The sequence below is a fragment of the Mesorhizobium sp. B2-4-17 genome (genome assembly GCF_006441275.1).
GTDB lineage: Bacteria > Pseudomonadota > Alphaproteobacteria > Rhizobiales > Rhizobiaceae > Mesorhizobium.
Map to the genome: position 1 here is coordinate 18,825 of NZ_VFUX01000044.1, position 22,809 is coordinate 41,633.

The 22,809-nt window shown below is 58.7% G+C and carries 18 protein-coding genes; 7 read left to right on the plus strand and 11 right to left on the minus strand.

What is annotated here, in order from left to right:
* The first annotated feature begins 246 nt into the window (after nucleotides 1–246).
* The gene (rfbC, locus tag FJ548_RS26870; RefSeq protein WP_140612766.1) at nucleotides 247–795 is read left to right on the plus strand and encodes a dTDP-4-dehydrorhamnose 3,5-epimerase; all 549 of its coding nucleotides are present in this window, start codon (nucleotides 247–249) and stop codon (nucleotides 793–795) included.
* On the opposite strand, the gene FJ548_RS26875 is transcribed toward rfbC, so the two are convergent.
* From FJ548_RS26875 to FJ548_RS26890, 4 genes are all read right to left on the minus strand, one after another.
* Nucleotides 790–2,103: a DUF4910 domain-containing protein gene (locus FJ548_RS26875; protein ID WP_140779455.1), complete on the minus strand. Its 1,314-nt coding sequence runs from the start codon at nucleotides 2,101–2,103 to the stop codon at nucleotides 790–792. The two genes, rfbC and FJ548_RS26875, sit on opposite strands and share 6 nt — an antisense overlap.
* A gap of 4 nt (nucleotides 2,104–2,107) precedes the next feature.
* Nucleotides 2,108–3,169 (minus strand): NAD(P)-dependent oxidoreductase, encoded by a 1,062-nt coding sequence (locus FJ548_RS26880; RefSeq protein WP_140779456.1) that lies wholly within the window; start codon nucleotides 3,167–3,169, stop codon nucleotides 2,108–2,110.
* A 206-nt stretch (nucleotides 3,170–3,375) separates the two neighbouring features.
* Nucleotides 3,376–4,728 carry a DUF4038 domain-containing protein gene (locus FJ548_RS26885; RefSeq protein ID WP_140779457.1) on the minus strand — a complete coding sequence of 451 codons (1,353 nt, stop codon included), beginning with the start codon at nucleotides 4,726–4,728 and terminating at the stop codon, nucleotides 3,376–3,378.
* A 32-nt stretch (nucleotides 4,729–4,760) separates the two neighbouring features.
* A complete protein-coding gene (locus FJ548_RS26890; protein WP_140779458.1) occupies nucleotides 4,761–6,194 on the minus strand; it encodes a DUF4214 domain-containing protein in 1,434 nt (477 codons plus the stop codon).
* A 358-nt stretch (nucleotides 6,195–6,552) separates the two neighbouring features.
* On the opposite strand from FJ548_RS26890, the gene FJ548_RS26895 reads away from it, so the two are divergent.
* Together FJ548_RS26895 and FJ548_RS26900 are read left to right on the plus strand one after the other, a co-directional pair.
* The gene (locus FJ548_RS26895; protein WP_246678780.1) at nucleotides 6,553–7,986 is read left to right on the plus strand and encodes an oligosaccharide flippase family protein; all 1,434 of its coding nucleotides are present in this window, start codon (nucleotides 6,553–6,555) and stop codon (nucleotides 7,984–7,986) included.
* A gap of 277 nt (nucleotides 7,987–8,263) precedes the next feature.
* Nucleotides 8,264–9,538 carry a polysaccharide pyruvyl transferase family protein gene (locus tag FJ548_RS26900; protein WP_140779460.1) on the plus strand — a complete coding sequence of 425 codons (1,275 nt, stop codon included), beginning with the start codon at nucleotides 8,264–8,266 and terminating at the stop codon, nucleotides 9,536–9,538.
* 112 nt (nucleotides 9,539–9,650) lie between these two features.
* Here the strand turns inward: FJ548_RS26900 and FJ548_RS26905 are convergent, their stop codons facing one another.
* The 3 genes from FJ548_RS26905 to FJ548_RS26915 form a co-directional block, all read right to left on the minus strand.
* Nucleotides 9,651–10,661, minus strand: coding sequence for a glycosyltransferase family A protein (locus FJ548_RS26905; RefSeq protein WP_140779461.1), 1,011 nt, complete (start codon nucleotides 10,659–10,661; stop codon nucleotides 9,651–9,653).
* A 119-nt stretch (nucleotides 10,662–10,780) separates the two neighbouring features.
* The gene (locus tag FJ548_RS26910; protein WP_140779462.1) at nucleotides 10,781–12,085 is read right to left on the minus strand and encodes an acyltransferase; all 1,305 of its coding nucleotides are present in this window, start codon (nucleotides 12,083–12,085) and stop codon (nucleotides 10,781–10,783) included.
* Between the two features lie 88 nt (nucleotides 12,086–12,173).
* Nucleotides 12,174–13,505 (minus strand): glycosyltransferase family 1 protein, encoded by a 1,332-nt coding sequence (locus FJ548_RS26915; RefSeq protein WP_140779463.1) that lies wholly within the window; start codon nucleotides 13,503–13,505, stop codon nucleotides 12,174–12,176.
* 191 nt (nucleotides 13,506–13,696) lie between these two features.
* On the opposite strand from FJ548_RS26915, the gene FJ548_RS26920 reads away from it, so the two are divergent.
* The gene (locus tag FJ548_RS26920; RefSeq protein WP_140779464.1) at nucleotides 13,697–14,842 is read left to right on the plus strand and encodes a glycosyltransferase family 1 protein; all 1,146 of its coding nucleotides are present in this window, start codon (nucleotides 13,697–13,699) and stop codon (nucleotides 14,840–14,842) included.
* Here the strand turns inward: FJ548_RS26920 and FJ548_RS26925 are convergent.
* On the minus strand, nucleotides 14,822–16,051 hold the full coding sequence (locus FJ548_RS26925) for a glycosyltransferase (protein WP_140779465.1): 1,230 nt from the start codon (nucleotides 16,049–16,051) through the stop codon (nucleotides 14,822–14,824). The two genes, FJ548_RS26920 and FJ548_RS26925, sit on opposite strands and share 21 nt — an antisense overlap.
* A gap of 258 nt (nucleotides 16,052–16,309) precedes the next feature.
* On the opposite strand from FJ548_RS26925, the gene FJ548_RS26930 reads away from it, so the two are divergent.
* The 3 genes from FJ548_RS26930 to FJ548_RS26940 all read left to right on the plus strand — a co-directional run bounded on the left by FJ548_RS26930 (nucleotide 16,310) and on the right by FJ548_RS26940 (nucleotide 19,055).
* Nucleotides 16,310–17,182, plus strand: coding sequence for a glycosyltransferase (locus FJ548_RS26930; RefSeq protein WP_140779466.1), 873 nt, complete (start codon nucleotides 16,310–16,312; stop codon nucleotides 17,180–17,182).
* 14 nt (nucleotides 17,183–17,196) lie between these two features.
* Nucleotides 17,197–18,507, plus strand: coding sequence for a polysaccharide biosynthesis/export family protein (locus FJ548_RS26935; protein ID WP_140779467.1), 1,311 nt, complete (start codon nucleotides 17,197–17,199; stop codon nucleotides 18,505–18,507).
* 305 nt (nucleotides 18,508–18,812) lie between these two features.
* Complete coding sequence (locus FJ548_RS26940; protein WP_181168920.1) at nucleotides 18,813–19,055, plus strand: hypothetical protein; 243 nt, start codon at nucleotides 18,813–18,815, stop codon at nucleotides 19,053–19,055.
* A gap of 12 nt (nucleotides 19,056–19,067) precedes the next feature.
* Here FJ548_RS26940 and FJ548_RS26945 read toward each other — a convergent pair whose 3' ends face one another.
* The 3 genes from FJ548_RS26945 to FJ548_RS26955 all read right to left on the minus strand — a co-directional run bounded on the left by FJ548_RS26945 (nucleotide 19,068) and on the right by FJ548_RS26955 (nucleotide 22,390).
* Nucleotides 19,068–19,691, minus strand: a complete 624-nt coding sequence (locus FJ548_RS26945; RefSeq protein WP_140612791.1) for a sugar transferase — start codon at nucleotides 19,689–19,691, stop codon at nucleotides 19,068–19,070.
* A gap of 332 nt (nucleotides 19,692–20,023) precedes the next feature.
* A complete protein-coding gene (locus FJ548_RS26950; RefSeq protein ID WP_140779468.1) occupies nucleotides 20,024–21,880 on the minus strand; it encodes a GNVR domain-containing protein in 1,857 nt (618 codons plus the stop codon).
* 174 nt (nucleotides 21,881–22,054) lie between these two features.
* Nucleotides 22,055–22,390 carry a hypothetical protein gene (locus FJ548_RS26955; protein ID WP_140779469.1) on the minus strand — a complete coding sequence of 112 codons (336 nt, stop codon included), beginning with the start codon at nucleotides 22,388–22,390 and terminating at the stop codon, nucleotides 22,055–22,057.
* Nucleotides 22,391–22,809 lie beyond the last annotated feature (419 nt).

Below are 22,809 nucleotides of genomic sequence, written 5' to 3' on the forward strand. Positions count from 1 at the left end.
GGCAGATGACGGCAGGTTAGGATCCGGCCCTCTCCGCTTCGATTTGCCAATCCGTCGGGCGCGTTAATCCTTATAGCGAGCCGGCGGCGGCGATCCCGACGCCAGGCTCGCCGAACGGGTAGTCAGCTTTCATCCGCACATACCGCTATCGGAGAGGCCACCTAAGGCTTAGGTAGCCCTTACAGCGTGGGCTGGCGACGCTGACAATTGATGCGGCAGTCTCGCTCGGCGCCGGGGAGTCAAGGCATGCAGTTCACCGAAACGGAGCTTCAAGGGGTCTGGGTGATCGAGCCTACTCCCATGCTTGACGACCGTGGTTCTTTCACCCGACTTTTCTGTGAGAAGGAGATGGCCGATTGTGGTCTGGCGACGCGCTTTGTCCAGCACAGCCGGGCTCATTCGATCAAAAAGGGAACTCTCAGGGGGCTGCACTACCAGGAGGAGCCTTACGCAGAGGTCAAGCTGGTCTCCTGTGTCCGCGGCGCGATTTTTGACGTCGTCGTGGACCTGCGTCCGAATTCGCCGACACTCTACAAGTGGCTTGGTTTCGAGCTGACTTCCGAAAACATGAAGCAGCTCTATATCCCTGCCGGCTTCGCCCACGGCCTCCAGACCCTAACCGACGGCACCGAGGTCTCGTATCTCATATCACAGTTCTATACGCCCAACGCGTCGACCGGCGTCCTCTACAATGACCCCACCTTTTCCATCGGATGGCCCTTGATGCCGACGGCCATGTCGGAAAGGGACAAAAGTTGGCCCCTTGTCAGACGGCGAACCGTAACGGCCTCATAAGGCTACCAGGAGCTCATATTCCAACAGCAGTTTCGCAGCGGCGGCCAGTTCCTTGAAGGGCAGTTTCGAGCGCTCAGCCATGGCCAGGAGCGAATGCTGCCCATCGGCGAGGTTCAGCACCCAAAGCAGGGACATCGACGTCGCCCCCGACGACTTCTGCCCTCCCACGGCTGTATAAAGGCCGCGTTTGCCGAGCTGCGGCTCGCCCTTGGGCAAGCGGTTCAACGGCGTCCAGTCCTCTTCGACAATGTCGATCACCTCCATCAAGATGCGGAAGGAATCCTCGAGATGCTCTGGGCTGATGAAGTCAAGATTGTCGGCCGATGTGTGGTATTCGGGAAATGTGCCGTGGACGCTTCGCTGGAACATGCCGACCGGAAGATTGAAGCCCGGCGAACAATATTGCCTCTCGTCATACCCATATGGGGAGAAATCCATCAGCTTTGCCCCGGCGCGATGCCCCAGCACGTGGGACATGGCTCGGTCGATGAAGGCGTCGCCGCGGCGGCTGCGCTTGTATGCCGGGCCTCCTGAATCGCCAACGCATGACAGCACCAGACCGTGGTCGATGAGACATGTACGGTCCTCATTGCGCGACAGCCACGCGAGCGCGCCGATCGTGCCGGGAGCGAATAGAAAGCGGTAACTGTACCGTGTGTTCCTTGCCTTGAGACTTCTCGCCAGCATCGCCAGCAGCGCCAAGCCCGAACAGTTGTCGTTGGCAAGCGAGGGATGGCAAATGTGCGCCGAGAGGAGGAACTCCCGCTCGGTCCGACCGCGGTGCAGGTATTCGCCGTATGTGAGAGTGCCATCCTCGAGCTCGGCGTCGATCTCCACATGGTAGAAACCGTCGGGCAGGTCAGCCACACGGACGTGGGCTGCGCAGAAGCCCCAGGTCGGGGCGTAATAGCTGGTCCGGTAGGGGATCAGCTGCGGCTGATCGGGCAGAGTATGAATGTGCGGCCTCAGTTCGGCGAGCGTCAGGATCCCCTTGAACGGCAAGCTGTAGTTGACGACGTGCAGGTTGGAGTCCGCAAAATCGAGGACTGATTGTCCGTCCGGGCCCGTGATGGTTGCCGAGCGTATGTTCCATTCCTTTGGAACGGTCCAGTCGAACAGCTGCGTCCCGGTGGGCACTTCGTGCCGTTCCAACTCGATATGCTGTGACAAGACATCCAGCGTTGCTCGCACGCCATTTCCCGTGATGCTCCGGCAGATGGGAAACAGACGTTCGGCCAGGGCATAAATCTCGTGACCGACTCCGGTTGCCGGCGGCGGGCCGATCCCGGCGGGGTTCAGGTGTTCCATCCAGCTATCCGAGCGCCTCCTCCAATGGCTTGGATACTCCAGCGACCCGCATCCGCTCGTCCAGAAGTCCGCTGGTCAACAGATGCCTGATATGGCCGATACGCTGGAAGCGCGGGCCCTCGAATTCCTCCAGCGTGACATTCGACTTCCGGTATGCCTGGTAGAGTTGCTCGGCACCCTTGCGCGCATCCCATTGCGGCCTGAAGGCAGGAAGGGCAAGCGCGATCTTGTCGAAGTTGACCCGATAGGAGCGTTTGTCGGGTCCGGCGTCGGGCGCGAGTTCAAGCCGGCAATCGGGCACGATCTCGGCGACGATCTCGGCGATGTCCCGGATCCTATAATTGTGGTCGGTTCGTCCCACATTGAAGGCTTGATTGTGAATGGCCTCGCGGGGCGCCTCCAGCCCGGCAATGAATGCCCTGGAAATGTCCTCGATATGGACAATCGGCCGCCACGGTGTTCCATCGGACTTCAGGAGGATGACGCCTTTGGTGACCGCCCACGCGACCAGATTGTTCAACACGATGTCGAAACGGAGCCGCGGCGAGAGCCCATAGGCCGTGGCGGGGCGGAAATAGGTGGGAGAAAAGCTGCTGCTGGCCAGTTCGGAAATATCCCGTTCTGAAAGGACCTTCGACCAACCGTAGGGCGTGACCGGATTCAGTTCGCCGGTTTCATCGACCATCCCGTCGCCCGCCTGTCCGTAATTGCTGCACGACGAGGCGAACAGGAAGCGCGACACGCCGGCGTCCTTGGCTGCCTTGGCAAAGCGGACGCTGCCCTTATGGTTGATTTCATAGGTGATGTCCGGATCAAGGTCGGACAGCGGGTCATTGGAAAGGGCCGCAAGGTGGATGACGGCATCGAACCCTTCGAGGTCGCGCGCATGCACGTCCCTGACGTCCTTTTGGATGGATAGAATTGAAGCCCGCTCGCCCCCAGCGGCAAAGGTGCAGCGCCGGTAGAGATCGCTGTCATAGCCCGTCACCGAATGCCCGGCACGAAGCAGCATCGGCACCATCACCGATCCGATATAGCCTTGATGGCCGGTTACCATGACTTTCATCGCGCACCTCTTCTCAAGCCGATATTGATATCCGGGAGGCTACTTGGGCTTGAAGGAACGGGGGAGAACGCCAATGGACGCCCAGGATTCCCCGTTCGAGGAAGCGTTGCCAACGCTTACCTCTTTTGCGGTGGCGCACGTCTAATGCTTTCGGAGGAATCGGCGCACGTCTTGCCTTGCGTTGCCTGCTGCACGCAATCGCGCGTTCATTGACTTTGCGCTACGGGGCGGCCTTGAGCTATCAGCTCCAGGATCCAATCTTTGTATCCGCGGCTGTTTAGCTCTGGCGGCTGGAAAACCGTGCGCTCCGCCTTGAAGGGAGAACCTTCGACATCCGTCACCTCTCCGCTGGTCGGATCGCGCCAGCGGGCGCGGACGGAAGCCGCCGAAAGCCGCGCCAGGTCCACTGTAATGCGGCCGTTGCCGGGCAGGTAGACGACAGCATAGGATCCGTCCCCTGCGGTCGCGGCGACCGCCCTCCCCATGTCCTTGCCCGTGCCATCGACCAGCAGTCTGTTCTTGCTGTCGGGTTCGAGCAGCCACCACTTTGTCGATGACATGAACGCGAAAAGCACCTCCATGCTTTTTGCCCCCGGGCTGTTGAGAGCCTCTTTCCACCCCAATGTTTGCCGATGGAGACCGGGCCCCCCGAAATGCCATATCGGGTTATTGCCGTAGAGGTGGCCAAAGGCGCCCGAGAGGATCGCCTGGTAAGCCTGAATGCGGACCCGGTACTCGTCGGTACCACTTTCGAACTCATAGGCGCTCTCAATCAGGAAGAAAGGCATACCCCTGCCGTACTCCCTGATCGCGGCCGTGTAGACAGGTCCGTATGTGTAGATGTTGTTCACGTTCAGCCAGGATTCGTGAGTCCACAAATCAAGTGGTGGCGTTTCGGGAGCGCCATGGATGGTGCTAAGAGCGCCCGGGTCCTCGTCAACGATGCCTTTGGCAACAGCCCTCACCAGATCCTTGTCCGCTGGATCATCATCGCCACCGTTGACCCACATGATATTGTCGAAGTGCCGGTAGCGATGTCCGACGAAATGGCCGTACGAAGCAAGCCTTCCTGGCCCTGCAGCAGCCATTTTCTGATACCAACCGTCAATACCACCGCGATAGCCGAGATAGGCTGGGGCAAGCAGCACCAGGAAACCGAGGTCGCAAGCCTTCTGCAGGACACGGTCCGCATGGGCAAAATACGCCTCATTCGGAACGGCGAAATCGGCGTTGCCAGCGAATGGCCTCTCGCCATATGCGTTTGCGGGCGCGTTGCGGGAAAATCGGTGCTCTAGGAGGTTGACCAGCACCGTATTGAAACCACGAGCATTGCGGTCCTCAAGATAGAGGTATGCTTCGTCATCCTTCAGATCTGCGATGAGGGACCAGGCCGAGTCGCCATGCATCAAGAATGGATGGCCGTCCTTGTCGACCGGAAAGCTCTTTCCAGATTCGATCCGTAAGGGGAAACGCGTCCCCTTGTCGCGTTCGCAGGCTAAGCTTCCAGTCTCCATAGCCACCAAAAAGACGCAGGTCATGAGAACAGACATCAAGCGCATTGCGCTCCCTCCCTACGGCCCGTCGTTCATGCTCACCCAGGGGTCGGCGCCCCGGAGACCTCATGGATGGCGGAGTGCCTGGAGTTGAACTCCGATGAGGTGACAATGCCGAAGGCTGCGTCCTTGCGGGTCATGGTGCCCGCGCGTAGCGGCCGCGTATAGGTGTCAAGGCCGTAGTTGTCTGCGGGACGGTCAAGAAGCAGCAGGTAGAGGAAACTGATATAGGCGCGGTCCGTCAGGCCGATCGTGGCATATCTGCTTTCGAAATCGTCGGTGTCCATCATGTCCAAGATCATGTCAGCAAGCTTGCTATTCCCGCTTTCAAGAGCTGCCGACCAACGATCCACGCTGGCCGTGTCGCCATCGTGACCAAGGATGAGGCAATAGACGAAACTTGCCTGCCTCACATATACGGGTTTGTTTGCAGCCAGGGTCTCTGGATCGCATTCCCGGTAAGGTCTAGGCGCCGGCTGCGGGCCGCGGGTGAAGTCACGCACCGTCTTATAGGCAGGCTTAGGCTCGCCGACCCTCCATTTACCGTAGGGCGCCGGGATCAGCCTCACCAATCCCATATTGGCTTCCATGCTAGGAGCCCAGTAGGCCTCATCGACGAGTTCGTAGATGTGCGCGGCCTCGACCTTGTACTTCTTGTTGAGGTCTTGAAGTCTCGTCATTGTCTGCTTGATGCCGTCGGCCTGCTGCTTCTCGCCGCGCTGGCTTCCGTAAGGGTTGTCGAATTCGGTAACCCATATCGGCTTGCCGTAGGCCGAGATTTCCCGGAAAGCCCATTCCGGATCGTCGCCGTACATATGCCACACTGAGATATCCCAAGCGATGCCGTCCTGCTTCATCCGTGCGAACGCGCCGACGTGGCCCCATCCGGCGGTGCCGATCGCCTTGCTGATGGTCGGATCGGCCGCAATCATCCCTTCGGACAGCCCCTTGAGGACGGCACTCACTTTCACCCAGCGCGGGCCGTAGTAATCGAGCGTTCCCGTTCCACCTGCAGGTCCCCAACCACATGGATATTGCGCGCCATCATCGCGCTTCTCACAAGGCTTGATGATGGCGTAGTTCTCCATCTCGTTGCCGAGTTCCCAGACACGGATGTCGCCCTTGAACCTTGAGCCAAGTGCGATCGCAAGTTTCCGGGTCCTGGCGTAAAGTTCTTCCGGACTATCCTTGTCCACATCGATGCCGGCGGGCGTGAGGACGGGCAGGATCTCGATGCCTCTCACCTTTCCGGCGGAGACAAGGTTGGCAAGCATATCCACGTCGCCCTCGCCCCTAACATTGACCCTGTATGACTTCAGGCCAAGATCCTTAACGAAGTCGAGTTGCCTTTCGATCGGGATACCCGGATAAGCAACTATTGGATGACCGTTAATGCCCCAAAGGAAATTGGCGGAGGCAGACGAGACAAACGCCAGCAGGCAAGCCAAAGCGACTGCGAAACGAAACGACATGGCGACAGTTCTCCCGGTCGGGGCGGCCTCGATAGTCGGGACTGCGAGCGCCGGTAGCAATCTACCCATACGGGTGACCGACGCGTCTGCGATACCCCTTTCGGAGGTCGCCACCAACTCAAGCCCTGTCTTGAACCTCTTACGCCCTATTTTACCCAAATCTGATCAGCCCTTAGCTGATCTGGAACAAGGCCCGACAACTCCGGCTGCCATGCCCGTTACCCCTTTCGTCTGTGATTAGTCCTTACTTTGAAGGTACTGACCTTTAACCGGGTTTGTTGGACTATTCAGCGTGACGAAGGCGGCCCCGCCGCTACCGGGAAAGGGCACTATGCCTTCTGTTAAACGCGCACTTCTGATGAGCACGGGCGAACGTTATGTCCTGCTCGTATCGAATTTCGCCACGACCGCAGTGGTTTCGCGCATATTGACACCACAGGAAATCGGCGTGTCGGTGATCGGGATGGCGATCCTGGCGATAGCCCTGTCTGTCAGGGAATTCTCCAGTTCAAGCTTCCTGATCCAGCGCGGGGAACTCAGCCGCGAGGATATTCGGGGGGCCTTTACAGTGATGTTCGTCCTTACCGGGATTGCCGTCACCGTTCTCCTAGCCGCGTCCCCTATTCTGGCCTCAGTCTACGCGGAGCCGAACCTCGTTCCCTATTTTCGAGTTATTTCAGCCTGCCTCTTCCTCGACGCCTTGGTCATCCTAGTCAACGCTCTCCTGCGCCGGGAAATGGCCTTCGGCAAGGTAGCTGCCATTAGCATCACTAACGGCGCGACAGGGGCTGTGGCAACAATCGCTTTGGCGTTCGCGGGCTTCAGCTATATGAGCTTCGCTTGGGCGTGGCTAATCGGCAGCGGGCTTGCTGGATGCCTTGCACTTGCCCTGTGCCCGCATTTCTGGATGTTCAAGCCAACCCTCGCCAATTGGCGCGCAATGGTCTCGTTCGGTGGATACAACGGCTCCATCGCCATACTCTTCCGCATATTTGACGCCCTGCCCTTGCTCTTGTTGGGCCGACTGGTGTCACCGAATGCCGCAGCCTTGTTCAGCAGGACCCTCTTGATCAGCCAGATACCCGACAGACTCCTCCTCGGAGGGGCCGTGGCTGTCGTATTGCCGGCGTTTTCGGCAGAGGTCAGACAAGGCAGCGATTTGAAGCGCCCGTATCTCGCGGCCCTTTCTATTGTCACGGCTTTCTACTGGCCCGCTCTCCTTGTGCTCTCAGTGCTGGCCTATCCGGTCGTGGACGTCGTGCTCGGTCGACAATGGATCGAGGCTGCGCCGCTTGTTCAGGTCGTCGCGATTGCTCTTCTCTTCTCCTTCAGTTTTGAGCTCAATTACCCGGTATTGGTTGCAGTCGGTGCGATCCGCGACTTGTTCATCCGTGCCCTCATCGTCTTCCCGCTTTCTGGCATTCTCTTGTCAATGGCTGGCGTCTTCGGCGGATTGCAGGCGGCCGCCTGGTGTATGCTGGTGACGATTCCTTTCCAGGCATACGTTGCCCTGAGCTTCGTTCGGCGACGGTTGGGATTGAAACTGAAGGATATCGCCGCAGCGCTATGGAGAAGCGCCGTCATGGCCATAGCGAGCGCGGCTGGTCCGCTGTGCGTGGCTTTCTTGTCGGGCACAGGCTTCGCTCTTTCGCATGGGCAGGCACTCGCAGCAGGGGTGTTGGCGTTGGGTGGATGGGGAGCGGCATTGGTCCTTACCCGACATCCATTGGTTGACGAGATAATCAAGTCCATCCCCGGTTTCGGGCGTGCCTCGCTCCGCCCGGCCGAGTGAGGCGAGCACCAGTGAACACGATGGCCGACGAAAAAGTCGCATAGCCAGTGGTTATCCAAACGAGCCTGGAAGGACGCGAATGTTCATGGACGAGAACAAGCGGGACAAGAAGCAGGGCCTCACCCTGCCGAGAGGCTTGGACTGCGAGGCATGCCGAAGCCCCCGCATTTGCCATTCGAACCTCCTGACCTCTGTCGCCCCTTCCAATCAGAGCGTGCACGGCCGCGGTATCATGCTGCCGCCGCTCGCATGCATGCACCAATAGCGAGCACACACCATGGTCCTTTCGCGCAGGAATGGGTTCTCGCAGGTCATCGGCGCAAAGCCACAGAAAATATGCCTTTTCGGAATGTTTGGCGGGGGTAATTTCGGTAATGACGCGTCGTTGGAAGCGTTCTTGCTTTTCTTGCGGGAAGCTCGGCCGGAGGCGGCTATCGCGTGCGTCTGTGTTGATCCAGATGCCATTGGTAAAGCGCATCAGATTGTCACAACACCAATCAGCGCCCCAGAGTTTTCCAATATCCTCCTCAGGTTCTGCAATAAAGTCAGCATGAGAATAATTGGAAGGCTAGCGAACTGGGGCCGGGCAATCAAATATGTCAGGCAATTCGACATCATAATTGTGCCAGGAACGTCAACGTTAAACGACTACGGCTCAGGTCCATTTGGAACATCCTACGGTCTGTTCCGCTGGGCTGCATCTGCGCGACTGTCGGGGGTGAAGTTCTGCTTTATTGGAACCGGCGCAGGTCCGATACTAAATTCTACCAGCCGCCGAATGTTGAGGTCTGCAGCGGCCTGGGCCTACTTCCGTTCGTTCCGCGATCAGGTCTCCAAGGATTTCTTATCGTCGCTCGGCATCGATACAAGTAGAGATCAAGTCTACCCAGATCTGGTGTTCAGACTGCCTACGCTATTGCCCGTGCGAGACAACACCGGAGGAAAACTGACGACAGTTGGGGTTGGGCTCATGAACTACAACGGCTGGCGCGCAGGCGCGCGCTCAGGGTCGGATACCGCTCTCTATGAAACCTATATCGAGAAGATGGGCCGTTTCGTCAACTCATTGCTGGATCAAGGCTACCGAGTGCGCCTTATTATCGGCGAAACCGTGGATATGCGGGCAGTCAGGGATATCGGCCGAATTGCTAAGGCGAGCGGATATGACCTGATCGACGGCACCCGCTTCACTCGGCGGGCTCGTCAGCTTGTCGCCGAGCCAATCAACTCCCTGCATGACGTCATGCGGCAGATTGGCGACACTGACGTCGTTGTTGCCACCCGTTTTCATAACGTGGTTTGCGCTTTGAAGCTTGCTCTACCGACAATCTCCATAGGATACGAGGCCAAGAACGATGCGGTGATGACTGATTTCGGCCTCGGCGATTTTTGTCAATCCATAGAAAGTCTCGACCTGGAGCTGTTGGAGACGCACCTCACGGAACTGTTAAAAAACAAGGAGCACTATCGCGCAGTCGTTCGGCGGCATCTCGATCATGTACTGTTTCGTGTAAAGGAGCACGAGCAGGAGTTGTTGTCCAAGATCCTTTGAAATTAAGCCGGGGCGCCAATTATTGCCTACTGAAATTTTGTGATCGCGCATTAAGTCGCGGCTTCAACCGCTCAGCAACTCCTGTGGATGCATTCGGTCAGCGGCCTCCGCCTTAAAAAATCTCCGAGCAGAACTGGGCTTCGTCAATCTCAGGGCCCGTTGAAAGACGCCAGCTTCGTTTCCAATTCGAATAGGGCAGCCATTCAACTAACGATTTGGCCCAATCCGCGGCGCTCGGAGCGACCTGCCGCTCTTTCAGGCCCTTCAAGAGTTCCCGAGCGGCGTCCAGCCTTCCCATCACTGTCCATTTTATGGCCAAGCGCATCATTCTGGCACGCATACATTCCTTTTTACTTCGGAAAGTCGGCTCGTCCCAACACTGAACCCCAAAGGCACATAAAATGTCAAAACGCTCAAGTAAGGTTCTTAACTGGTTCGCACCGAGCTGCTGGCTGGTAAGCGAATTCGCGTGCCAACGTGTGTAGACGAGTGGCGCGTGCAAATAGGCGAGCTTGCCACGCAGGACACTGTGCACGACTGCAGAAAAATCAAAATGGATCGGGGCATCGTTGAAGAAAACCGGGCTTTGCGCGCTGCCAGGAAAACGAACGAATAAATGATGATATGGAAACCAATTAATGCTTTCGTCTAGCATCTTTGCCGCGATCTCAATGCCTCCAAAAATACCTTGGTTCAGCGGCAAATTCGCGCGATGGACCCTGTCCATGAAGATATCATGGCAAAGAACGACTTCGATTTTTTCGTCGCGTTGAGCAATCTCCACGAAGCGCGAGATGCAATCGCTACGCATCAGGTCATCTGCGCATAGAATCTTCACGTAAAGGGCCTCGGTGGGAACCGCACAAAGCGCCTTAGTCCAGTTTTCTCGCAGCGGAAGGAGGCTGTCATTGCGAATGGTAATCAGCTCAACACGCTCCGACCGAAAGCGATCGATGATTTGCGGCGTGTTGTCCGAGCTGCAATTGTCAACGATAACGTGTATAATGTTGTCATAGCTTTGCCGCTGAACAGATCTCATCGTAGCCTCGAGATACGCACCTCCGTTGTATACGGGCGTTACCACCGCAACGAGAGGTAGAGCTGACGCCGAACGGTGTGTCATAACGTTATCTTTTTCGTTTCGGACGGCGATATTGAATTGACCTACTCAGAAGCGAGAAGCCGACCTCAGCTTCTGTCGGTGGCTTCGTTTAAGATGAGGCGTTCAGCCCAGGACCTTTCTCATGGCAAACGGCTCCGATGCTCCGATCCGGGCTGCGCGCCACCTTGATGCCCTGTCGTCGATCTAGGCGCTGCCGATGACGGTGATATTCCCGGTGCGACGAACCAATCGGACAGGTATCGAGTCATAGGCACTTCAACATAAAGATAAACGAAAACTGAAACGCAGGTTACGGCCATGGGGGTCACGAACAACAGCACCGTGGCCAGCCGTGCCGAATTTCCGCTTTCGACAACGAGCTTTTCGGAGATGAGATCCACGAACCAGTGTGTCAGATAGATCGAGTAGGTGCATTTGGCGAGAAAGTTCAAAAATTTCGATTCGTTGTAGATGCCAAGCTGCTCCAGAGTAACAACCCCCAGCAACAGAAGCGACATCGGCACGCCGAGGGCGAGGACGCGAGGCAGCGCCGGCCAGAAGAACGGACGCAAGACTGCAGCCACAGCTCCGAAGGTGACTGCCGCCGCTGCGAGAACAACGACGCGGCGCTGCGGCATTTTGAAAAGGAACGGCCCAGAGCTGACAAGCGTGAAGATGAGGATGCCGAGCGCAAAATCGATCAGTATGGGATTGGTATAAAATACGAAAATCGGGTTTTCAAATCTCGTTATTTTGCCAGCGCCTGCAAGGAGTACCGCAAATGCGGCGGAATAGAACACACCGTTTTTGGCGCTGGCAGTCTGAAAAGCCGCGATAATCAAGCTGAACTCGACGATGACCAGCAAGGTCCAGGTCGGATACAGGATCGGGTAGGGACCGTAGGGGACGAAGGCAAGCGACATGAAGAGTGCTGACAAGGGCGTCGAATGGTTATTCATCGCGTAGTTTTCGACAAGAAATGCGAGAACCGTGAAGCCCCAGTATAAAGGCACAATGCGAATGAGCCTCGTCCGCAAATAAGCACCTGCGGACGTGCCGTTGTTCCCTAGCACATGCGCGGTTAGAAAGCCGGCCAGAACCACGAACAGATCCGTTCCGAAACGGAAAATCTCCAAGACAGCCGGATGAATGTGGGCGGCGCCAACCACCGCGGCCATGTGGATGTAGGCGATGGCATAGGCGGATACGAGCCTCAAAAGCTGAGGATTGTGCCAGAACTTCCTTGCCTGAGCAGACCGGGCCGCGGCCGGAGAGTACTCAGCGTTGACCCTGGCCGTTATCGATGCCAGGCCGACCGTGCCGAGCGTTAAGAAGACCATCGCCCTATCCAATGAAGCCGCTACGGTGGCCTGTTTGCCCTCGATCGGCTTCGATCTCAATTTACCGGAGGCGAGCGGACCTGAGAATTGACCCAAACGGCGCATTGCTAATCCATTTGAGGAATATGGGGTCAATCGTTTCTGTTAGGCCGTCGAGCGCGGATTGGCACCCGGCCAGACACGAAGCCTTCAATCAGCGCGGCTTTGCGGCCGGTTTCGAGAAATCGGCAAGGTCGTTTCCTTCGGACGGTCTCCAGCCGCGGGACCGCTCCCCGAAATCGGCGTCAACCTGGACCATCAGTTCCAGGTATTTCCACGCGATCCACCGCCAGGAATAACTGCTTGCCCTGGCGTTGCCCTTGGTCACCAGGCACTCGCGCAAGGCTGGGGTGAGCATAAGGTGGCGGACCTTCTCGGCCCACGCATGGACATCGTCGGGATCGGCATAAAGAGCAGAGTCCCCACAGATTTCCGGGAGGCACGGCGAGCTCGATGCAATGACGGGACAGCCAGACGCCATCGCCTCGACCGCCGGGAGCCCGAAACCCTCGATGCGTGAGGGGAACAGGAAGCACAAAGCGCCCTCGAGCGCCTTCTTGAAGTCGTCATCGCCTATGCGGCCAAGCAAGACGATGTTGTCGGGCAGTTTCGCAACGTATCGCAGGATCGTGGCTTCGTCGACGTCGCCAGGCATCCACAGATCCAGACCCATGTCATCGAGGAGCGGGGCCAGCCGGGCGAGAAGCTCCAGGTTCTTGTATTCTTGGTCCCCCCGGCCAAGGCAAAGGACATATGGCCTACGCCTATCCACGGCCAGGGACGATTTCTTGGCATCCCATCTCCTGGCATGGTCGCTGCCGTTGTAGGTGACGACGATATTTTCCTCCGGTGCTATTCCGAACTTGATCAGGTGACTTCGCGCCAGCTGCGAGACCGTCGTGATACGAGCAGCCCGCCTGCCGAGCGCTGGGAGGATGAGGCGGTGCGCCCACCGGAAGCCTCTCGCATAGCTCAACGGCATCAGCCTCGTGTGCATGTCGTGGATGCAAGCGATTTGACGGCTAAGCATGACGGGAGCGAGGTTGCAGAAACTCAGCAATCCGCCAGGCACATGCCAGGGCAACTGCGCCTGAACCCAAAATTGAGGAAGTCGTGGTCTGTTGAATTCCGGAATGATGCGGACGGCGATGGCCTTGAGGGGCAAGGGTTCGGTTAGCGGGCGTGGGATCACCAGATCCATTTCCAAGTCGCGACCAAGGGGATGACCTTCCGAAATGAGAGCGTCGAGAGCCATGGTCACTTCGCGAGCATAACGGGCTACTCCATTACGGCGAAGCGTCGTGAAGTCTCCGTTTATCGTCCAGCGTCGCCTCGCCGCCCCTTGGTCCCGTGACTTTCGCTCGGGTATACCAATCAGATATTTGGCGTCTTCGACAAGGGTTCCCGCCAGCTGTGTGCCGCTGTCGCGGCCATTCAACCGCCTTGATGACGGCGACTGCGTCGCATCGAATTCGGAATTACCCATAACCCTCTCCGGTCCGGCCGCACCTGTGGTCAATTTAGCATTCTCGGTCGCGCACGGCCCTCCAACGTTCGAGGTAGGTACAACACCGCCCTCGCCCGGCCGGATGAGGCTCCGCGCCAACAGGTGACCGAATGGCCGTAGTGACTGCGCCCCTATGGCCGCTCCACAGTGAAAGTCTCGGGGGTAAGGGCATGCCACGACGTTGGACGATCAATGGGCGCTTTCTTTCCCAGGCGACAACGGGCGTGCAACGTTATGCCTGTGAAATCGCCCGTTCGCTGGACTCGTTGATTGAGGAGCGGGTACCACTTGCTAGCGATCTCCAGCTCCGCCTGCTCTGTCCACCCGGATCAGGGGACATCCCCCTCACGTCCATCGAACGCCGCGAGATCGGCGGCGCGCGCGGGCATGTTTGGGAGCAAGCGCGACTTCCCGTCGCTCTCGACGGCGGCGGTCTGCTCAGCCTCTGCAATACCGGGCCGCTGCTTGCCCACAAACATATCGTTTGTATTCATGACGCAAATGTCTGGAACGCGCCGCAGAGCTATTCCCTCGCCTTCAGAAGCCTTTACAGAACGCTGTTGCCTTGCCTCGGCAAGACTGCGTGGGGTATTTCGACTGTCTCCGATTTCTCGCTCGGTGAACTCATCCGCCAAGGCGTGATCCAGGCCCACCAGGCCCTCGTGGCCCCTAACGGCCATGAGCATGTCTTGCGTTGGAAGCCTGAACACTCGGCGCCGACACGGTTGGCGGCCTCCCGGGACACCATAGTCATGATCGGAAGTGCCGCACCCCACAAGAACATAGACCTCGTCCTGAACATGGCTGACCGCCTTGGAGCAGTCGGGCTCAGGATAGCCATCGTCGGCATGTCGGAATCACGCGTTTACCGGTCAGGTTCTGCGCGCACGCAAGCGCGAAACATCCACTGGCTTGGCCGCGTTTCCGATGGCGAGTTGGCTGCTCTCCTTGAGGACTCGCTGTGCCTGGCCTTCCCATCGCTTACCGAAGGCTTCGGCCTCCCTGCGCTCGAGGCGATGGCTGTCGGCTGCCCCGTGGTGGTTTCCGACCGCGCAAGCCTGCCTGAGGTCTGCGCGAGCGCGGCCCTATACGCCTCTCCCGACAATCCGGAGGCATGGTTCGACAGCTTCATGCGACTTCATCGTTCTCAGGCGTTGCGAACGGAGATGGTGGCGAAGGGAAGGGCAAGAGCCTCAGCATACAGATGGAGGGCGACGGCGTTGCTTTATCTCAAGGCCATGGCGGCCGCCGACGGCCTCGACGCACAAACCAAGGGCGTCAGGGTGCGCGCGAACTCATATGATGTCGTGAAGTGACTGGACTGCCCCGATCGATTCCAGAATCGCGCGATCGAAGTTCTCTTCGGAAAAGCGCGCTGCATTGGCGGTGCAGGCACGGGGGGTGATAGCGTGGCTGTTTTCTTCGAAGCGCACGACCGCCGCCTTGAGAGACTCGATAGTCTGCGCCTTGAACAGCACCCCCGTCGGCTCGGCCGATGACCCCAGGCGCCGCACGATGTCAACCGCGCCGCCGCGGCCGAAGGCGATCAGCGGGGTCCCGCAGGCTTGCGCCTCGGCCAACGCGATGCCGAAGTCCTCGCAGCCCGCGAAGACCATCGCCTTGGCCCGCGCCAGCGTCTCTACATACTCCTGGCGGGGTAGAAAACCCGAAAACGAGATGTTGGGCCCAGCCAGCGATCGCAAGCTGGCGGATTGCTGTCCTTCGCCAACGACGACCAGCCGTCGCGACGGCATTTCGTTGAAGGCCCTGATGACCAGGTCGGTGCGCTTGTATGGGGCTAGGAAGGATGCCGAGACGTAGTAGTCATCCTTGTCCTCCACACACGGCAGTTCTCCTACGCAAACCGGCGGGAAGACAACACGCGCGTCGCGCCCGTAAATGTGCTGGATTCGGGAACGGACATAGTTCGAGTTCGCCAACATCAGGTCCGGACCATGCGCGGTCCTGGTATCCCACGTCCTCAGCCGGTGCAGCATGTATCGATAGAGAATTCCCTTGGGACCAAAGCCCAACCTTCCCTGCTGAAGATAGGAGAACTGCTCATCCCACGCATAGCGGACGGGGCTATGCACGTAACATAAATGCGGTTGATCCGGCCTGGTGATTACGCCGCGCGAAAACGCGGCCGAAGAGGAGATCACCGCATCGTAGCCTGTCACGTCGAACTGCTCGATCAGGAAAGGGCAAAAGAAGAAAAGAGATCGGTAGAACTTCCGCACCATGGGAATCCGGTTGGCTGCCGACGTATGGAATTCCACATCCCGGAAATATTGCTCTTTGACGTCGGCCGGCAGAAAATCGAAAAGCGTGAAGACTTCGGCATTCGGAAACTGCTTGCAGATTTGCGCAAGAACCCGCTCCCCTCCCCGGAAGTTGGGGCACCAGTCGTGAACCACCGCTATTCTCGCGTATCTGTCGACACTTCCCGGCGCGGTCGGCGGTTTCTCGATTGGCACCGCGAGCTTGGCGGCGATTGCCAGGTCGGAAGAACGTTCGTGGAGCATGGTTCCCCCCTGCCGCAGCCAGCAATCGCAATGCCGGCAGTCTCCCTTTCATGCCATGGCTCTTGCAAGTCCTCCGATCGGTTACAGGACGCTGCGGGGGCGGGCCGGGCCTAATACTTTTGGTTGGAGACCGTCCGCCCGGAATACGCCAAAAGCCTATGCTCCGAGGTAACCTGGGGCTGTCCTTACCCTTTTATGCAGGCTGTCCAGGTGTGTTCGCCGTCCTAGGGTCGGCGGACACCAAAACATGGACCTGGCATGAGACTGGCAGTGATTATCCCAACCCTAGGCCGCAGCGCGCAGGTTGCGCGCCTGCTCGGCTATTTGGGTAGCCAGAAAAGACTTCCCGATGAAGTCATATTGTCCGCGCCCGACGCCACACATGTTGAATTGCCGGCCAGTTGCCCCTTTCCTGTAAAATGTGTTTTCGGGCCGAGGGGGCTGACCGCACAGCGGAACACGGCTCTTGCGCCGTCGCTGGCGCGCTTCGACATCATCACATTCTTCGACGACGATTTCGTCCCATCGGCCGAATACCTGAAGCAGATCGAACAAGCCTTTATCACAAATGACGAATGGGCGGTGGTGATGGGCAGGGTCATCAAGGACGGGGCCGCCAACGCTGGCCTCACCTGGGAAGATGCCGAAGCCGCGCTGCGGGCAGCAGAGGGCACCCGCAGTGCCGGACCTTCGGCAATCGACCATGTGGGTGCATACGGATGTAACATGTCGGTCCGTTCCTCGCTTGTGGGCGATTTGCGTTTCGACGAGCGCCTCGTCCTGTATGGTTGGCAGGAGGACATCGACTTCACCAGCCAACTGAGATCCAAAGGCCGGGTGGTCTGCGTATCCTCGATCAGGGGAGTCCATCTGGGCATCAAGACAGGTCGCGTCAGCGGAGAGCGATTCGGCTACTCCCAGGTTGCTAATGCGATCTATCTGATCAGAAAGGGGTCCGTGCCGGCCTCTTTCGCGCTTCCCCTGATGCTCAGGAATATTGCAGCCAATCTGGCAAAGAGCCTGTGGCCCGAGCCGTATGTCGACCGTAGGGGCAGGCTCAGGGGTAACCTGCTCGCTATCCTGCACGTCGCGATTGGCCGAATCGAACCTGAGTACATCTTGAAAATCTGACGAAGGGGAAGACAATGCGCAAATGGGTTTTGACGATCGCTTCTGCGTCACTGGCCGCGGCGGTCGCCGGCGCCTTGCCTTCGGCGGCTGCCGAGTATCTGCTCGGACCCCAAGATAAGGTCAGGCTCAAGGTTTATGAATGGCGCGCATCACGTGATGTGATTTTCGAATGGACGGCTCTGAACGACGCTTTCGTCGTCGGTGCCGACGGCACGCTCTTCCTTCCGTTTGTCGGCCAGATACGCGCGCAGGGCACCGCTCCCGGCGACCTCGCCCGGGCCATCGGCGATCGCTTGATGCGGAACATGGGGCTCGGCCGCCAGCCCGATGTCGCTGTAGAAATTGTGCAGTACAGACCTTTTTACATCGTCGGCAACGTCAAGCAGCCCGGGGAGTTTCCTTATCGGCCCGGACTGACCGTGCTGCAGGCGGTGGGGATCGCGGGCGGCTTGCCTATACGCCAGGACGACATATCGCGGCTCGGGCGGGAAGTCATCTCAGGCCAGGGCGATGTGGGTTTACTGGCGCTGAACAATGTCAGCCTTCTTGCCCGCAAGGCGCGCCTTGAAGCTGAACTGGCCGGCAGCGAGGAGATCTCATTTCCTGCGGAATTGAACGACAGGGCTTCCAACCAAACCGTTGCATCGACAATGGACCAGGAGCGCAAGATCTTTGCGATCGGCAAGGACGCGCTGACGACGCAACTGCGTTCACTCCATGAACTCAGGGACTTCCTAGAAAAGGAACTGGACTCGCTGGGACAGCAACTGACATTCCACGACAAGCAGATCGAGCTTGTCCAGAAGGAGCTCGCGAGTGTTTCGACGCTTGTCGAGAAGGGACTGGCGGTTGCACCACGCGAGCTATCGCTTGAGGGGACGGTCGCGCAGATGCAAGGGGACAGGCTCGCTGCCGAGACCTCGCTGCTGCGCGTGAGGCAGGAGATCAGCAAGACCGACATCGAGATTCTCAACATCAGCAACCGGCACGCCAGCGAAGTCGCTGAAGGTTTGCGCGAAACCCAGCTGCAGCTCAACGAAGTCACCAGCAAGGCCGATACCGCGGTGCAGTTGCTGCACGAAACCGAGATTGCAGTCCCCGCCCTGCTCGCTCTGAGGCAACGCTCCGAAAGTGCCAAGCCAATCTTCAAGATCGTCCGGACAACGGATAGCAGCACAGCCGAACTTCCCGCCGAGGAGACGACAGCATTAGAACCCGGCGACACAGTGAAGGTCGAGATCCCGGCGCCGGACGCAGGTCTGGCTAGCATACCTACAGGCGGTAGCCTTCAGGCCGGGACGGTTCCGGTTCAGGGCATCAATTGATCAAGTCCGCGATCCGCCAGGGCAACTGACGTAGTTGGCTGATCGGTCCCCACCGCATCAGATCCTGTGACGCTCTCGATCGCCTCCATATGATCGGCTTGGCTTGTGCCCTGAAACCACGGCCGCCGAAGCCATTCAGGAAGATCAGGAAGATGAAGCAAGACTCGGCACTCAAGCCGACCGTCTAGGCAATGCTCGCAGCACTTGCCTTGCTCTTTGAGGCCGCATATCAGTGAGCACCGTGGGCTCTCAGGCCCCGGACGGAACCTTGTGCCGCAGTGAGTTGATCCGTCCTGCCACTGGAGATGTCGGTGCTCATGACACTAATCGCCCTGGCGGCTGCGGGCGCTCTGATAGGCCTGCGGTTCAAGGTTTCCGCCCTTCTCGCAGCCACCGCCCTGCTTGCGATTGGAAGCTTGGCCTGGAACGGCTTTGGATTTCCGGGCCATGTGAGCGTCCTCAAATTCCTGATCCTGGCATTCGTGTTGGCAGGCGCGTACATCATCGGGGTGCTTCTGTCCGTCCGCTGGAGGCAAACCGCAGAGTGACGCGTCAGGGGGTTAGGAGGTCCTGTCGAAGCGCATCACCGCGAAGACGGTCCTGAACAGGATCGCGATGTCGGACCAGACAGACCAGTTCCGAACATAGTGGCTGTCCAGCGCCACGCGCGTGGCATAGTCCACGCTGCTTCTTCCGCTCACCTGCCAAAGACCGGTCAGTCCCGGCCTGGCGCGGAGATAGTCCGCTACGTGGTCGCCGTAAAGCTGGAGCTCTTCCTTCACGACCGGCCTCGGCCCCACGCAACTCATGTCGCCACGGACAATGTTGTAGAGCTGGGGGAGTTCATCGAGGCTTGACCTTCGCAGCATTCGCCCGAGGAACGTCACGCGCGGGTCGTTCCTGATCTTGTGGGTCTTCTCCCACTCCATTCTGATGTCGGGATTGGCTTCGAGGCAGGCTGTCAGAACGGCTTCCGAATTGGCGACCATCGAACGGAACTTATAGCAGTTGAACGGTCTTCCGCCGAGGCCGACCCGGCTGTGCGGGAACACCGCCGGGCCGCCTGTCGTGATCCTGATGAGCAGGGCAACAGCAACCATTACCGGCGCGGCCATGACAAGCGCCGTGACCGCTATGATCAAATCCAGGATTCGCTTCAGAAGACCTCCCACGGGAGGATTCATAGAGCCTGCCCTGATGGCGGGCGACAAGTCGATCAACAACACCCCGCCACTGTCGTGGTCGGGAGCCGAAACAACATGCAGGACCGCTCGGTTGTCGACTGCCACCGGAACGGATGGCTGGCCCCAACTCGAGGGTGCGAGATGTGACTGCTTCTCGAAGGCGTTTGTCATGACGATCATTGTTTCGAATTGTTTGACTATGACACTTTCCCAATCTGGGGGACGCTCGGCAAGAAAGGCAAAGGAGGTAGCGCTGCGCGCCCCACCCTAAACTTAATGCCGAGGCATGATCCCGAACGTCCTCCAGGCTTTCGAGGACGCATCTGCCCTTTTCATGTCGTGCGGTGTTTGGATGTCATCGCCCGAGCGTTCGCCAAAAGGGCTCCAAGCACATGCGCCCTGCTGGCCTGCAACGCTCTGACAAGGTCCCGCAGCGTTTCGGAATGCGTCTTGCCCCATTCCGCAACGATGACGACACCGTCCAGAACGGACCCGATCATCAGTTCGTCGGCTCCCGAGGCCAGTGTCGGCAGGTCAACGATGACAACGTCGTAGGCGCCAAGTTCGCGATCGGCGAGACCAAAAGCGGTAACCTCCGAGAGGAACGCCTCCATGTTGCGTGGCGTCAACAAGTCGGTGCCCTCCACCACGGAACTGCGAAGCAGGTCGAACGGCCGGCCTGGTGCGCGCACGATGCTTAGCCGGATCGGGTCCTGGCACAGTCTGTCGTAGACAACCGAGCGGCCGAGCAGCCGCATGGTGGTAACCGATCGCCGGACATCGGCGTCGATCACCAGCGTCTTTAGACCGGACATCGAGTAAAGCGTGGCGAGATTGCTGATGACGGAACTCTTGGGACTGCCGTTGGATACGGCGGTCAACCCGAGGAATTTGACCTGATGATTGGTTTCCGCAAGGCTGATCTCGGCCCGTGCCTTCCTGAGGCACTGGCTGTATCGCGAGTAGGGACGTCTCTTGACCTCGTCAATGTGGCCGGATTCCATTCGCTTGCTCGTCAAAGGCAACTCTCCGAGGCACTCGATGCCGAGGTTCTCCCTGATGTGCCGCGGCGACCTGACGGTCCAATCGAGCGTGTGCCTCACAAACGAAATCCCGATGCCGACAATGAGCCCGGCAATCGCGGCGAAGGCAAGGACTAGTTTCGGCCTTGGAGCGCTCGGATAAAGCGGCGCTGTCGCGGCCGTGATCACCCTCGCGTCGGCCACCGGATACGATTGCTGGCTCACCGAGTTGGTGTAGGCCTGGAGGAAGCTTTCGTACATCTTCTGATAGGTTTCGGCGGTCACCTCGAGCTCTTCGAGCGTCGGCACGGCGTTGACGCCGTCCGTGGCATTGGCCTCTTCATTGTTGGCCTCCTTGCCGACGCTGTAGTCGTGCCGAGAACGGAACTCCTGAGCCTTCGCCATGGCCGCGTTCATTTGCGCACGAAGCTGCTGAAGACGCTTCTCGAGCCACGCGCCACCTTCCCGTGCCGCGTCGGCCTTGGTTTCGATCTGTTCATGCACAAAGGCATCGGCCGTGGCGTTGGCAATGTTGGATGCGCCCTCGGGATCAACGGAGGTGAAGGAAATGTCTATCGCGTAGGAAACACCGACCCTGCGGATATCGAGGCCGTCGCGGAAACTCGACATTGTGTGGCGGAATTTTTGATAGTCGCTCAGTGATGCGGCGGGTTCTGGCATGCCCAAGCCGAAATACTCCCACAGCGAGGTCAGCCTGGCGCTTTTTTGGGCTCCCAAAGCGTCAGCCAGGACCATTTTTATTTTTCTGAATGCCTCCGGTAAAATCGGCGTGTGTGGACGATTGAACTTAGGGTCTTCGACGAGTTTCAGCTGCTCAATGACTATCGCCGCGATTTTTTCCGACTGCATCACTGCGATCTGGCTTTCCACCTGCGCGGTGTCCAATGACAGGTTTACTTCTCCGCCCTCCTGTAGATGTTGCGGCACTTTCGGCTCGATCAGGATCTGCGCACTGGCGGTAAACACTGGGTCGGTGGTCGAGTTGTAGAACCAGGCCACCAAGAGGGCGGCGCCAAGGCAGGCAATGATCGTTCTGAGGTAACGCCGCAAAAATCCGGTTATATCAGCGAGGCCGATAAACTCCTGGCTGATGGCACCCTGCTTGTTCGTTGTCGCAGGCCAATGATGAGGCAACATGCGGTCCATTCAACTTCTCCTGCAGGCGTGCGGGAAACTCCGGCGCACGCGCCATCCTGACGCAGGCGAAACATGGTGTCCGGCCGATGTCTGGTGGAAAGTTGCGGCCCCGCGATCCCAGATTGCCCCAAAAAGACTATCCCGGCGGTGCGGAAGGTAAACGCCGCCAATTGGCGTATGCGGCTACGTCCTATGGGAGGGAAGAAGGCGCTGCAACTCTGCTTGAGTCCTGCGCACGAATGAGAGCTGCCGCTGCAGCGAGACCTGCCGTGTGTGATTCAATATCATATTATGTGTGAGCGTATCGATCCTCACGGAGATAACTTCGAGGGTCTCGCCGTTCTCGAGCGCCTGCACAGAAAACGCGGCGCAGTCCGCCATCGCGTTTTCAGACGGATAAAGTTGCGTCGCCTCCTTCTCGATTTCGACTTGCGTGGCCTGAAGAAGGCGAACCAGCCGGCCAAGGCGCCTTTCATCGACATGTTCGCGCGACGGGGACCTCAATGCGGGAAACGGCATTTTGCGGCCCAATCCTTAACGTGAGCGCCCGAATGGAACGCATGTGCCAGAATACAAAACACTCTCGCCTCTACGAGACATCCTTTCGGCGGCCGATTGGCATCTCCTATTGGATGAGGGGAGCGTATCTGGGTGTCAGGACTGCCCGAATTCCTGACGAGGCCGGCGCCCCACAGCATGCTAATACCCTCCCTCGTGAGCGATTTCGGAGCGGAAGGTGTCCTTTACAAACTCAATTACATCACGAGGCGGTGTCGGGCCCGCCGCCGCGCTGGATGGTAGTGGACGTGACTTGGGCAGCCATTTGATCGCCGCCAAGATGGAGCCCGATCGCCGGGCTGTTCCTTGGCGGCCTTCGTCCAGGACGTCGGCATGGCTTTTCGCAGTCTGCCTGCCTCACGCCGCTGCTGCCAGCTCCT

What these genes read in the sequence shown, in the direction of transcription:
- rfbC (WP_140612766.1), top strand. Translation starts at nt 247, where the DNA reads ATGCAGTTCACCGAAACGGAGCTTCAAGGGGTCTGGGTGATCGAGCCT.
- FJ548_RS26875 (WP_140779455.1), bottom strand. Translation starts at nt 2,103, where the DNA reads ATGGAACACCTGAACCCCGCCGGGATCGGCCCGCCGCCGGCAACCGGA.
- FJ548_RS26880 (WP_140779456.1), bottom strand. Translation starts at nt 3,169, where the DNA reads ATGAAAGTCATGGTAACCGGCCATCAAGGCTATATCGGATCGGTGATG.
- FJ548_RS26885 (WP_140779457.1), bottom strand. Translation starts at nt 4,728, where the DNA reads ATGCGCTTGATGTCTGTTCTCATGACCTGCGTCTTTTTGGTGGCTATG.
- FJ548_RS26890 (WP_140779458.1), bottom strand. Translation starts at nt 6,194, where the DNA reads ATGTCGTTTCGTTTCGCAGTCGCTTTGGCTTGCCTGCTGGCGTTTGTC.
- FJ548_RS26895 (WP_246678780.1), top strand. Translation starts at nt 6,553, where the DNA reads ATGAGCACGGGCGAACGTTATGTCCTGCTCGTATCGAATTTCGCCACG.
- FJ548_RS26900 (WP_140779460.1), top strand. Translation starts at nt 8,264, where the DNA reads ATGGTCCTTTCGCGCAGGAATGGGTTCTCGCAGGTCATCGGCGCAAAG.
- FJ548_RS26905 (WP_140779461.1), bottom strand. Translation starts at nt 10,661, where the DNA reads ATGACACACCGTTCGGCGTCAGCTCTACCTCTCGTTGCGGTGGTAACG.
- FJ548_RS26910 (WP_140779462.1), bottom strand. Translation starts at nt 12,085, where the DNA reads ATGCGCCGTTTGGGTCAATTCTCAGGTCCGCTCGCCTCCGGTAAATTG.
- FJ548_RS26915 (WP_140779463.1), bottom strand. Translation starts at nt 13,505, where the DNA reads ATGGGTAATTCCGAATTCGATGCGACGCAGTCGCCGTCATCAAGGCGG.
- FJ548_RS26920 (WP_140779464.1), top strand. Translation starts at nt 13,697, where the DNA reads ATGCCACGACGTTGGACGATCAATGGGCGCTTTCTTTCCCAGGCGACA.
- FJ548_RS26925 (WP_140779465.1), bottom strand. Translation starts at nt 16,051, where the DNA reads ATGCTCCACGAACGTTCTTCCGACCTGGCAATCGCCGCCAAGCTCGCG.
- FJ548_RS26930 (WP_140779466.1), top strand. Translation starts at nt 16,310, where the DNA reads ATGAGACTGGCAGTGATTATCCCAACCCTAGGCCGCAGCGCGCAGGTT.
- FJ548_RS26935 (WP_140779467.1), top strand. Translation starts at nt 17,197, where the DNA reads ATGCGCAAATGGGTTTTGACGATCGCTTCTGCGTCACTGGCCGCGGCG.
- FJ548_RS26940 (WP_181168920.1), top strand. Translation starts at nt 18,813, where the DNA reads ATGTCGGTGCTCATGACACTAATCGCCCTGGCGGCTGCGGGCGCTCTG.
- FJ548_RS26945 (WP_140612791.1), bottom strand. Translation starts at nt 19,691, where the DNA reads ATGAATCCTCCCGTGGGAGGTCTTCTGAAGCGAATCCTGGATTTGATC.
- FJ548_RS26950 (WP_140779468.1), bottom strand. Translation starts at nt 21,880, where the DNA reads ATGGACCGCATGTTGCCTCATCATTGGCCTGCGACAACGAACAAGCAG.
- FJ548_RS26955 (WP_140779469.1), bottom strand. Translation starts at nt 22,390, where the DNA reads ATGCCGTTTCCCGCATTGAGGTCCCCGTCGCGCGAACATGTCGATGAA.